The organism is Proteus hauseri ATCC 700826 (genome assembly GCF_001654965.1).
Lineage (GTDB): Bacteria > Pseudomonadota > Gammaproteobacteria > Enterobacterales > Enterobacteriaceae > Proteus > Proteus hauseri.
In genome coordinates this window covers 68,493-81,205 of the sequence record NZ_LXEV01000017.1, presented here as the reverse complement: position 1 = coordinate 81,205, position 12,713 = coordinate 68,493, and the positions used below count along the sequence as shown (strand labels likewise).

General features: G+C 38.1%; 10 protein-coding genes. All 10 read right to left on the bottom strand.

The window, feature by feature from the left end; all coding sequences use genetic code 11:
• Window positions 1-46: 46 nt before the first annotated feature.
• Entirely contained in the window at window positions 47-235 is a 189-nt protein-coding gene (csrA, locus tag M997_RS06200) for a carbon storage regulator CsrA (protein ID WP_064719243.1), read from the bottom strand.
• A gap of 221 nt (window positions 236-456) precedes the next feature.
• On the bottom strand, window positions 457-3,084 hold the full coding sequence (alaS, locus tag M997_RS06195) for an alanine--tRNA ligase (RefSeq protein ID WP_064719242.1): 2,628 nt from the start codon (window positions 3,082-3,084) through the stop codon (window positions 457-459).
• A gap of 901 nt (window positions 3,085-3,985) precedes the next feature.
• On the bottom strand, window positions 3,986-5,053 hold the full coding sequence (gene recA, locus M997_RS06190; protein ID WP_064719241.1) for a recombinase RecA: 1,068 nt from the start codon (window positions 5,051-5,053) through the stop codon (window positions 3,986-3,988).
• Window positions 5,054-5,162: 109 nt separating this feature from the next.
• Complete coding sequence (gene pncC / locus M997_RS06185) at window positions 5,163-5,669, bottom strand: nicotinamide-nucleotide amidase (RefSeq protein WP_064719240.1); 507 nt, start codon at window positions 5,667-5,669, stop codon at window positions 5,163-5,165.
• Window positions 5,670-5,704: 35 nt separating this feature from the next.
• Window positions 5,705-6,904, bottom strand: coding sequence for a lysophospholipid transporter LplT (lplT, locus tag M997_RS06180; protein ID WP_064719239.1), 1,200 nt, complete (start codon window positions 6,902-6,904; stop codon window positions 5,705-5,707).
• Window positions 6,904-9,063: a bifunctional acyl-ACP--phospholipid O-acyltransferase/long-chain-fatty-acid--ACP ligase gene (aas, locus tag M997_RS06175; RefSeq protein WP_082918394.1), complete on the bottom strand. Its 2,160-nt coding sequence runs from the start codon at window positions 9,061-9,063 to the stop codon at window positions 6,904-6,906. The genes lplT and aas overlap by 1 nt, the downstream gene beginning before the upstream one ends.
• A gap of 102 nt (window positions 9,064-9,165) precedes the next feature.
• Complete coding sequence (gene aroL, locus M997_RS06170; protein ID WP_064719267.1) at window positions 9,166-9,678, bottom strand: shikimate kinase AroL; 513 nt, start codon at window positions 9,676-9,678, stop codon at window positions 9,166-9,168.
• Between the two features lie 146 nt (window positions 9,679-9,824).
• The gene (gene proA / locus M997_RS06165; RefSeq protein ID WP_064719238.1) at window positions 9,825-11,078 is read right to left on the bottom strand and encodes a glutamate-5-semialdehyde dehydrogenase; all 1,254 of its coding nucleotides are present in this window, start codon (window positions 11,076-11,078) and stop codon (window positions 9,825-9,827) included.
• A gap of 12 nt (window positions 11,079-11,090) precedes the next feature.
• On the bottom strand, window positions 11,091-12,194 hold the full coding sequence (gene proB, locus M997_RS06160; RefSeq protein ID WP_064719237.1) for a glutamate 5-kinase: 1,104 nt from the start codon (window positions 12,192-12,194) through the stop codon (window positions 11,091-11,093).
• A gap of 111 nt (window positions 12,195-12,305) precedes the next feature.
• The gene (gene crl / locus M997_RS06155; protein ID WP_064719236.1) at window positions 12,306-12,707 is read right to left on the bottom strand and encodes a sigma factor-binding protein Crl; all 402 of its coding nucleotides are present in this window, start codon (window positions 12,705-12,707) and stop codon (window positions 12,306-12,308) included.
• Window positions 12,708-12,713 lie beyond the last annotated feature (6 nt).

Sequence of the window (12,713 nt, the reverse complement as noted above, 5' to 3'; positions counted from 1 at the left end):
TGGACGCTTACGAATGAATTATAACTAGCTAATAATTGGATATCGTTTAGTAGTTATCTGTAGGCTGAGATTTCTCGGCCTGAATTCGTTGATAGATCTCTTCGCGATGGACAGAGACTTCTTTGGGTGCATTTACGCCAATCCGTACCTGATTACCCTTAACCCCTAAAACGGTTACGGTTACATCATCGCCTATCATAAGCGTTTCACCAACTCGACGAGTTAGAATAAGCATTCTTTGCTCCTTGAAAATTTACAAGAGTCGGGTCTCTAGAATTTCCCGGCCATTATCCATCATACATTGTCAATTCGTATAATCATTATTTATCACAAGTCACTTATACTTCATAACAAAATATAAATTTTCTCATTGAATATTTAACGAATCTTCAACATCTCTATAAGGCATTATCCCTATAAAATAGGGAATAACGCCTTTTTTCAGGTAGTCATCGCTTAAAGATGCGATTCAACCCACTCGTCAACACTCGCTAAAGCAGCAGGTAATGCATTTACATCTGTACCGCCTGCTTGAGCCATATCAGGGCGACCACCGCCTTTACCACCGATTTGCTGTGCTACAAAACTAATCAATTCACCAGCTTTAACTTTAGCAGTCAAATCCTTAGTGACCCCAACAATTAAACTCACTTTACCATCAGAAATAGTAGAAAGCACAATTATTGCTGAACCCAATTGATTTTTTAAATCATCAACCATTGTTCTTAACATTTTTGGCTCGACATTATTCAGCTCACGAACTAAAAGTTTGATACCTTTCACATTTTTAGCCTGATGTCCCAACGAAGAACTTTCTTGAGCTGCTTGTTGGTCTTTCAAATGTTGGAGTTCTTTTTCTAATACACGGTATTTTTCTTGGACAGTTTTAATTCTTTCAACCAAGTTTGTACCATCACTTTTTAGAACCTGAGCAACAAGAGAAATCAAATCAGATTGTTCATGAATGCTCTCAATGGCAGCCACACCAGTAATTGCCTCAATACGACGGACGCCAGCCGCTGTGCCTGATTCACTGGTAATACGGAATAAACCAATATCACCCGTTCTAGATGCATGAGTCCCCCCACAAAGCTCGGTAGAAAAATCACCCATCGTTAAAACACGAACACGTTCATCATATTTTTCACCAAAGAGTGCCATAGCACCTTTTTCTTTGGCATCTTCAAGATCCATCAACTCTGTAACAACAGGTGAATTTAGACGGATTTGAGCATTGACGATATCTTCAATTTCACGTAATTGTTCTGGTTTTACCGCTTCAAAATGCGAGAAGTCAAAACGCAGGTATTTATCGCTAACTAAAGAACCTTTCTGCGTTACATGCGTACCTAATACTTGGCGCAATGCAGCATGTAATAAGTGAGTTGCAGAGTGGTTTAAACGAATAGCATCACGGCGTGCAACATCAATAGTGGCATTAATTTTATGGTTAACAATAAATGAACCTGAATTAACCTTACCAATATGACCAATAGCTTTACCGTATTTTTGCGTATCAGTCACTTCAAATTGGCTATCTTTGCCAATTAATAGACCTTTATCACCAACCTGACCGCCAGATTCTGCATAAAATGAGGTTTTATTTAAGAAGATAATACCTTCTTCACCCGATTTAAGCTCCGTAACAGCTTGACCATTATGGAAAATCGCAGTGATTGTACCCTGCTGTTCATTATGCTCATAACCAGAGAAATCACTACGGCTATCAACTTTGATTAAATCATTATAGTCAGTACCAAAACCACTTGATTCACGAGCACGCTTACGTTGCTCTTCCATTGCCACTTCAAAGCCGTCTTCATCAACTTTGATATTTCTTTCGCGACAAACGTCAGCAGTTAAATCAAGAGGGAAACCATAAGTATCATAAAGACGGAATGCTGTTTCACCTGGAAGAACATTATCCGTTAATTGTGCAAGTTCATCATCTAATAATTGAAGACCGCGCTCTAAGGTACGTGCAAACTGTTCTTCTTCTGTTTGTAGAACTTTTTCAACAGTAACACGCTGACGTTTAAGTTCTTCACCCGCTTCTGCCATTACATCAATTAATGGAGCAACTAATTTATAGAAGAAAGTATCTTTCGCGCCCAACATATAACCATGACGTACAGCACGACGAATAATTCGGCGTAGAACATATCCACGACCTTCATTTGAAGGGATAACACCATCACAAATCAGGAATGAACATGAACGAATATGGTCAGCAATAACGCGTAGTGATTTATTACTTAAATCTGAAGCATTAGTTACTTTTGCGACAGATTCAATTAATGAACGGAATAAATCAATATCATAGTTAGAATTTACATGCTGTAGGACTGCCGTAATACGCTCTAGCCCCATTCCCGTATCAACAGAAGGTTTTGGCAATGGATCCATTGTGCCATCTGATTTACGGTTAAATTGCATAAAGACGATATTCCAGATCTCAATATAACGGTCGCCGTCTTCTTCAGGTGATCCTGGAGGGCCGCCCCAAATATGGTCACCATGATCATAAAATATTTCAGTACATGGGCCACAAGGCCCTGTGTCGCCCATTTGCCAGAAGTTATCGGATGCAAATGGCGCACCTTTATTGTCGCCAATACGGATAATACGTTCTTGTGGAATACCTATTTCTTTATTCCAAATATCATATGCTTCATCATCGCTGGCATAAACTGTTACCCAAAGTCTTTCTTTAGGTAAATTAAACCACTCTTTGCCAGTTAATAATTCCCACGCAAAGTTGATTGCATCATGTTTGAAATAGTCACCGAAGCTGAAATTACCAAGCATTTCAAAAAAAGTATGGTGACGCGCAGTATAACCCACATTTTCTAAATCATTATGTTTACCACCCGCACGCACACAGCGTTGCGCGGTTGTCGCTCGGGAATAAGGTCTATTGTCCAATCCAAGAAATACATCTTTAAATTGGTTCATCCCTGCGTTCGTAAACAGCAATGTTGGATCGTTATTTGGAACCAAAGAACTGCTTGGTACTATTTGATGTCCTTTAGTATGAAAAAAGTCGAGAAACGCCTGACGGATCTCAGCGGTGCTTTTGCTCATAATTATCCCGAAATCAAGCTGGAAAAACAGAAATTAGAAATTTAGTAAGAGGAGGTTATTGTTACCTCTACTTAACCAACGAATATATAAGTAGGGATAAGATAGAATTTCTTCGGTCAGAAGTAAAACCCCCGATAAACTTATTCGTGTTGACATTGTAAATCGTCTAGTTTTTTTCTGAAAGTAGGATTGTGTACCAAGAATGATACTTTTATTGAAATAAGAAGAAATAAAGCAAAACTAGCGAAGGCAATAAAAATATTTTCATTTTGTAATTATTAAAAAGTATTTCTTATTAAGGTTTATCTCATTATTAATTAAATAGCCATCTCTGATTCACATTTATTTTTTCTTTTACTGTTCTAAAGAAAGAAAACACCATTTGTTATTGTTAATAAATAAAAAATGATAGCGTTAACTATATAAATTTAAAGAATTTATTATCATACAATTAATAAAATAAAAAAATGTAGCTAAAAAAACAACATCAAAGCATTCAAATATATTGTTGTTATTAATATTAACGCATCAAAAATTTCAATACATTTAGAATATAAAATCATTAATAGTTATCATTTTCATTAATAACTTAAGATAATATATCATTAATATTTCACTATATATTGATTTATATAACAATACCTCCAACCATTAGATTAAAATATCGTTATTGTTAGCATTGCAACAGTAAAAACCACAAAAACAAAAAACATAAGAATTTAAAATAGACAAAAGAAAAATAATCAATAAAATGACAATATACAAAAACAAAAAAGCGCATTTTCATGCGCCTTTTTCTAAAACAATCAATATCACGTTAATTAACTAATAAAATGTTGTTATTTTTATAACAATGTAGAGTTTATAGTATTAACGCAACAATATTTGTCTCATATAAAGATTATTCTTCAGTTTCTTCAATATCTTTACCAGCATCATCGCCAGCAAAATCAGCTGCACTCGTGAATTCACCCGCGTGATTTAATAACATTTCACGTAATTTAGTGTTTAATTCATTGTACATTTCTGGGTGTTCTTTTAAATAATTGGTTGAGTTAGCTTTACCCTGACCAATTTTCTCACCATTGTAGCTATACCAAGCACCTGCTTTTTCAACCAATTTATGTTTCACGCCTAAATCGATTAATTCACCAAATGTGTTAATTCCTTCACCGTACATAATTTGGAATTCAGCTTGTTTAAATGGTGCTGCGATTTTATTTTTAACGACTTTAACGCGAGTTTCGCTACCAACAACTTCATCACCATTTTTCACTGAACCAATACGGCGGATATCTAAACGAACCGAAGCATAAAACTTAAGTGCATTACCGCCAGTTGTTGTTTCAGGGTTACCAAACATCACACCAATTTTCATACGAATTTGGTTAATGAAAATAAGGAGTGTGTTAGAGTTTTTCAGGTTACCCGCTAATTTGCGCATAGCCTGGCTCATCATACGAGCAGCTAAACCAACGTGTGAGTCACCTATTTCGCCTTCAATTTCAGCTTTTGGTGTTAATGCAGCAACGGAGTCAACAACGATAACATCGACAGCACCAGAGCGAGATAACGCATCACAAATTTCCAGAGCTTGTTCACCCGTATCGGGTTGTGAACATAATAGGTTATCAATATCAACACCTAGCTTTTGTGCATAAATTGGATCTAATGCGTGTTCAGCATCGATAAAAGCACAGATTTTACCTTCACGTTGAGCGGATGCGATAACTTGTAATGTTAATGTTGTTTTACCTGAAGATTCTGGCCCATAGATTTCAACAATACGACCACGAGGCAAACCACCAGCACCTAATGCAACGTCTAATGATAAAGAACCTGTAGAGATGGTTTCAACGTTCATTGAACGATCTTCACCCAGACGCATGATAGACCCTTTACCAAATTGTTTTTCAATTTGGCCAAGTGCTGCGGCCAGTGCTTTTTGTTTGTTTTCATCAATAGCCATGTTATCTCCCTCTGGGCAGTGAAGCATAAAAGTTGGGTTCACTACCATTAAAACGTATATGATTTTGCTTGTTGAAATTTATTATACTGTATAATCATACAGTATCAAGTTAATTATTGATAATTTCTTTAAGCATTGATTTTAAAGAAAAAACAACGGATTGCGCTCTTACTTGCTCACGAGAACCTGCAAATATACAGTGTTTTGCACTCACATGAATACCCTTTACGGTTCTTGCTGCAAAACCAAACCAAACCAGTCCAACAGGTTTTTCTGCACTTCCGCCACCAGGGCCAGCTATGCCGCTAACAGAGACTGCAAAATCAGCATTTGCCGCTAATAATGCACCTTTTGCCATTTGGCAAACGACTTCTTCGCTAACAGCACCATATTCAAGTAAAGTTTGTTCATTAACACCAATCATTTCATGTTTGGCTTCGTTGCTGTAAGTCACAAAGCCTCGATGATAATAGTCAGAACTTCCTGCTATATCTGTGATGACTTTGGCAATCCATCCACCTGTACAAGATTCTGCTGTTGTTAATGTACTTTTTTTTTCGATTAATACTTTACCCACCTCAATACTAAGGCGAGTCATTTCATCATTATTTATCATTAAGGTAATGTTGACCTCTATTCAAAATTCAATAGTTAAGATTTCTTTCTTGTGTAATCCCATATCCACAATCCACCAATAGCTAGTGCGAATATCGCCCCAAAACCAATACCAATGCTCACAACTGAAACGCCGAAACTAGTCACAAGGGAAAATAGCCCTAACATTAATAGCATGGCTGAGTTTTCGCCAAGATTTTGCACAGCAATTGCATTACCCGCACCAACGCTGTGTTTTCCTTTGTCTTGCAATAACGCATTTAATGGAACCACAAAGAAACCACCAAAAATACCAATGATAATTAAAATTAAATAAGATGGAATGATAGTGGTTTGTAGTGAGAAATAAACCACGCCAAGACCAATTAATACACCCGCAGGCATACAGCGGCGAACCGTTTTTAATGTAACAAACTTAGCCGCTAATCCAGCACCAACCACTATGCCAATAGCCACCATCGCATTTAAAACAGTTGGCGTTGTATTATCCGTCATACCCAATGCGATAGGCACCCATTGTACCAGTAAAAAGCGTAAGGTGACGCCGGCGCCCCAAAACATACTGGTACCGACTAAAGAAAAACGACTTTCTTTATCGCTCCACAATGTTTTACAAGCCTCAATAAATTGAGTGAACATTTTTTTAATGTTCCAGCCTCGACCAATTTGAGCCACTGATAATTTAGGAATGCCAAAGTTGAAAAATACCGCTAATGCATACATTGCAGCACAAACGCCCAATGCGAATACAATGCTCCAATCAGATAACAGCCCACCAATGACTGAACCTAATAAAATAGCAGCAATTGTTGAGGCCTCCATCAGCCCATTTGCTTTAACGAGTCTTTCACCATCTGTTAATTCACCCAAAATGCCATATTTAGCAGGAGAATAAACCGCCGCACCAATACCAACTAAGGCATATCCCAAGAAAGGATCAGAGCCAACACAAATAAGAAATGCGCCAACAAACTTTAGAATATTTCCGCTCAGCATCACCCTACCTTTAGGGTGACGATCTGCAACCTGTCCAACAAAAGGGGCTAATAAAATAAAAGCCAGCACAAAAACCATTTGTAAAACAGGTTGGCTCCATTCAGGATAAAGAGCTGATTTAAACTGAGCTAATATCGCAAAAAGTAACGCGTTGTCAGCAAAGGCTGAAAGAAATTGCGATAAAAGAACAGCTTTCATTCCCTTACTCATTAAAGGAAGCTGGCTGATATTTTCTGACATTAGCTAATTCCCTGTTCAGCGAGTTTTTTCAATGAAACAAAATCCGTTTTCCCACTTCCCAAAACAGGAATGTCTTTGATAAAACGGATATCTCTTGGAACAGCAATTTCAGCGACACCTTCTGATTTGGCTATTGTCGAAAGTTGACTTCTATCGAGCTGCTTATCTGTAGTAAATAGCACTAGTGATTCACCTCTGCGTACATCACTAATAGTCACAGCAGCATGTTCACCTGAAGATGCTTTACGAGCTAGTTGCTCAACCCCTTCAAGAGAAACCATTTCACCTGCTATTTTTGCAAAACGTTTTACACGACCTTTTATCGTGCAAAATCCTTCGCTATCAATTGTGACGATATCACCTGTGTCGTACCAACCTTCTTCTTCAATACCTTCAGCATTTATTGCTACAGGCACTTCTAATTTGTCAGGTGCTTCTACTCTTAAGTAGCCTTTCATTACGTTAGGACCGCGTAATTGCAAACGTCCCCCTTGTGCAATTCCTGAAACAGAAATTAGTCGCCACTCCATTGCTGGTAATAAACGTCCAACAGTATGTGTTTTTGCACTCATTGGTACGTTAATAGAAACGACTGGCGCACATTCTGTTACGCCATACCCTTCTAAAATACGGATGCCAAACTTTTCTTGCCATAACAAACGAGTTGCTTCTGACAGTTTTTCAGCCCCAGCAACGACATATCTCACACGAGTGAAATCATATGGGTGAGCAAATTTACCGTAGTTGCCTAAAAATGTTGAAGTACCAAATAGCACTGTACAATTTTGGTCATAAACTAATTCAGGAACCACCCGATAATGCAATGGGCTTGGATAAAGGAATACCCTGGCACCTAAACAAATAGGTGTTAATAGACAAGCGGTTAATCCAAATGCATGGAATAACGGTAATGCCGACATAAAACGGTCTCGCGGAGAAAAATCCGCAATAGCACGAATTTGATCCACGTTAGCAAGTAAACTTGAATGGCTGTGAACAACCCCTTTGGGTGTGCCTTCAGAACCTGAAGTAAACAAGATAACCGCAGCATCTTCTGCTTTTTGCGGCAACATTGCTTTATGTGGCATTAAAAGATGTTTCGCGATCCAGCGTTTATCTTCACTGGTTACACTATCTTTTAAATCTTCAAGATAGATCCAGTTTGCTTCTGGCGTTTGCTCAGGAATATGTAATAAATTCCCTTTTTCTAAAAACTGGCGTGAGGTAAAAATCGTTTTAATAGATGCCGCTTTCATCGCATTTTGTACACCAAGACTTCCTGCGGTGTAGTTCAGCATTGCAACAACCCGTTGGCGCATAGTCGCACCAAATAGTGCAGCCGCCGTTACTGTCGTATTGGGTAGTAATAAACCAACGCGTTCATTTGGCTGAGTGTAGCGCTCAATTAACCGACTCATACCTAATGATTTTTTCAACAACCCATTGTAAGTATCTTCTTTTAGGTTGATATCTGAAATTAAAGGGCTAAAGCGTCCATATTGGGACATTGCTCGTAAAAAGGCTTCATAAAGTGTAATTTCAGCACGAGTTTGCATGATAGCGTCCATCATAATATCACGTAGCATTTCACCCGCTAATCGACGACGTTCTGAGGATTTTTCTGCATCAGGCATAGGTAAATCAACGGCAGGTAATACTTTTATGATGAATTGGGGAAAAAACTTCCACTTCATATTAAGACTTTTGCGTACTCGCGAAAAATAACTAAATTCAGCACCTTCAATTCTAACGGGAACCACTTTAGCACCAGATTTTGCAGCAATGAACGCAGCCCCTTCATAAATTTTCATTAATCCATTCGTTACTGTAATTCTTCCTTCTGGAAAAATAACAACGGGACGACCCTTTTCAACTTCTTTTACAAGTTGACGCACTGCCATTGGATTCGCGGGGTCGAGAGGTACAATATCCGCATAACGACCTAACCATTTCGTCGTTTTAGCAGTTGCAACAGAGGTATAAACAGCAAATACAGGATTAATAGGTAAGAATAAGCGTAATAATATTCCATCAATATAAGAAGTATGATTCGGCGTAATTATACATTTTTCATATTGTGAAAACTGGTTAACAAGTCCTTCAATTCTTACTCTAAATAAGAATTTAAATAGTGTTTTAAAAAACGCTATCAACATCATATCCATATCTCATTTTGCTATAATTAGCCTTACTATAAATAGGATATGATGAAAATAAAATAGATATGGTCTTTTTTACCCTTGAATCAGACGACTTCTTAATTATTTTGGTAATTTTATGAGAATTGTCTTAATAATTTCGCTTATTGATAATCCCGCATCAACAATAATATCAGAACATTGTAAATATAATGCCTCACGCTCTGTAAGCACACTTTGTACTTCGCTCAATAATGTTTGTCCCGTTAAACTTGGCCTTTGGGCTACATTAGGATCATCTGATAAACGAGAGACTAGTGTTTCCAATGACGCCTGTAAATAAATTGTGACACCCCTAGATTTCATATAAGTACGATTATTATCGGCTAATATCATTCCACCGCCAGTAGAAATCACTCTATTTGGTTGGCTAACTTGGATTAATGCTTCCGATTCTATTTTGCGAAAAAAATCCCAGCCTTTATTCTCCACCATGGATGATATAGTTTGTTGATATTTATTAGTTATCCAATAATCTGTATCAATAAACTCATGATTTAAAGAGAGAGAAAGCGCTTTACCTACTGTTGTTTTTCCTGCACCTCGTGGACCGATAAGGTAAACGATATTTTCCATAAAATGCACTATCTCCATAGTGTGTGCCCCTTTTAGGGTGTAATTAATAATTTACAATATGTAAAGTGTAAAACATCATACCTAACAATAAAAAAAAATAAAGCCACACTTTATAAAAAGCATGGCTCAATATAAGACACTGGCTATTAGCGGCGTAGGGTATTATCGCCGTAACCAATCCACTTATAAGTTGTCAGCGCATCTAATCCCATAGGGCCTCTTGCGTGAAGTTTTTGTGTGCTCACCGCAACCTCAGCACCTAAACCAAATTGGCCACCATCAGTAAATCGAGTACTCGCATTAACATAAACAGCCGCAGAATCTACTTGGCGTACAAATCGATCTGCATTAGCGATAGACTGCGTTAAAATCGCATCAGAGTGCGCTGTACCATAATGGCGAATATGTTGAATTGCAGCCGTCAAGTCGCTAACAACTTCAACATTGAGATCCAAAGATAACCATTCATCACAATAATCAGCATCTTTTACATCAACAATCTTTGCATTACCTTTTTTCAGCCCTGCAAGTGCTTTTTCACTTGCATGCAAAGTCACATTTTCAGCCGCCATTGCATCACTTAATAGCGGCAAAAAATCGGCTGCAATGTTTTCATGAATCAATAAAGTTTCGAGTGAATTACAGGCACTTGGACGTTGTACTTTTGCATTAACAATCACCGTTAACGCTTTGTCTAAATCAGCACTTTCATCCACAAAAGTATGGCAAACACCAATTCCGCCCGTAATAACAGGGATGGTGGATTGTTCACGACATAATTTATGCAATCCTGCACCACCTCGAGGGATCAACATATCAATATATTGATCCATTTTTAGCATTTGCGCGACTAATTCACGATCTGGTTTATCAATAGCTTGAACCGCAGCCGCAGGAATACCACATTGTTCCATAGCTTGTTGAATAACAGCAACAACAGCTTGATTAGTATGATGCGTTTCTTTACCACCACGAAGAATGGCAGCATTACCTGTTTTTAGGCATAAAGAGGCGACATCAATGGTGACATTAGGCCGAGCTTCATAAATAACACCCACAACACCTAATGGAACACGGCGGCGTTCTAAACGTAATCCGCTATCTAATATACGCCCATCAATAACTTGACCAACAGGATCCTCTAAGCGACAAACTTGGCGCACATCATCAGCGATTGCTTTTAGGCGTTCAGTGGTTAGCAATAAACGATCTAACATTGCGCTATTGATATTCGCATCACGAGCCGCTTGCATATCTTTTTCGTTTGCCGCTAAGATTTGTGCTTCTTGTTGCTCTAGTAAATCAGCCATCATTAATAATGCCTGATTTTTCTGTTCTGTTGAAAGCTGCGCTAAGTGCCAAGAGGCTTCTCTTGCGGCTTTACCCATTTGTTCTAACATATTGATGAACCCTTAACTGACTATCATATCATCACGATGTACAGCTACACTGCCATACTCGTAGCCTAATATTTGACTGATCTCTTGTGAATGATGCCCTGCAATTAAGCGTAATGCATCACTATTATAATGAGCGACACCATGAGCAAGATCTTTTCCCTGTAAGCTTTGAATGCGAATAACAGATCCACGGGAAAAATCACCTTTAATTTCTTTAATACCTTTTGGTAATAAAGAACTGCCCTTCTCTTTAATTGCTTTTTCTGCGCCTTCATCTACCACAATAACACCCGCTATAGGTGCGCCAAAAATCCATCTTTTACGTGTCTCAAGAGGACTTTTTAGGCCATGAAATAACGTTCCAACAGGCTCATCATTAATGACTTTTGCAATAACTTCAGGTTGAATACCCGCTGCAATAACAACATCAATGCCAGCGCGCCCTGCTACTGTTGCAGCTTGAAGTTTAGTCGCCATACCACCTGTTCCTAAACCAGACACACTATCACCAGCTACTTTGCGTAATTCATCATTAATATCAAAAACTTCTGGAATTAATTTAGCATCAGGATTACTACGAGGATCTGCGGTATAAAGGCCTTCGATATCTGTAAGTAATAACAGTTTATCAGCGCCACCTAAAATAGCCGCTAGAGCCGAAAGATTGTCGTTATCACCCACTTTAATTTCTGCGGTTGCTACAGCATCATTTTCATTGATAACAGGAATAATACGGTTATCTAATAAAGCATTCAGCGTATCTCGCGCATTAAGAAAACGCTCTCTGTCTTCAATATCAGCACGTGTTAATAACATCTGCCCAATATGAATGCCGTAAATTGCAAAGAGTTGTTTCCATACTTGAATTAATGCACTTTGTCCTACTGCTGCTAATAACTGCTTAGAAGCAATAGTTGCTGGCAAATCGGGGTAATTCAAATACTCGCGTCCAGCAGCAATTGCGCCAGAAGTAACAATAATAATGCGGTGCCCTTGTTCGTGTTGTTTTGCACATTGGCGAACCAACTCAACAATATGAGATTGATTCAGACGTCGTGAACCACCAGTAAGTACACTTGTCCCTAGTTTAACAACCAGCGTTTGGCTGCTACTCATAACATTTACCATTTTTGTTGATTTAAAAGATCATACACAGTTTTATCAGGAGAGAAGCGTTATGCCAACCGACATAACGCAAAATCTATGAAAAGTTGCCCTAACACAAAATTAGGGCTTAAGGGGAAGAGGAAATTTGTTCATTTTTTCATCGGGTGACAATGACATCTCTAATTCGCTTACAGCTGTTTGCAAGAAACCATGAAAACGAATGAGTGTTTCATTTATTGATTCTGTAACATCACTTTTATTTATGGTCTGATTAATCCAGTCACCATTTTTATCAAATAGCCCAACTTGATAATAATAAACAAGTTGCTCATTGTTGCGTTTTAATTCCATCCACCAGCCCCAAAACTCACGTTTTTCTGGTGCGGCTTTCTTATTAACACAAACAGCTAAACAGTCAAAAAAGAACTGGCTATCTTTGCATTGTTGCTCTCGGATATAAGGTCCAATTTGAGCAAAACGCTTCAACAACTTACCTTGGGTAGGGTTCAAAGATAAAGTCATAAATTC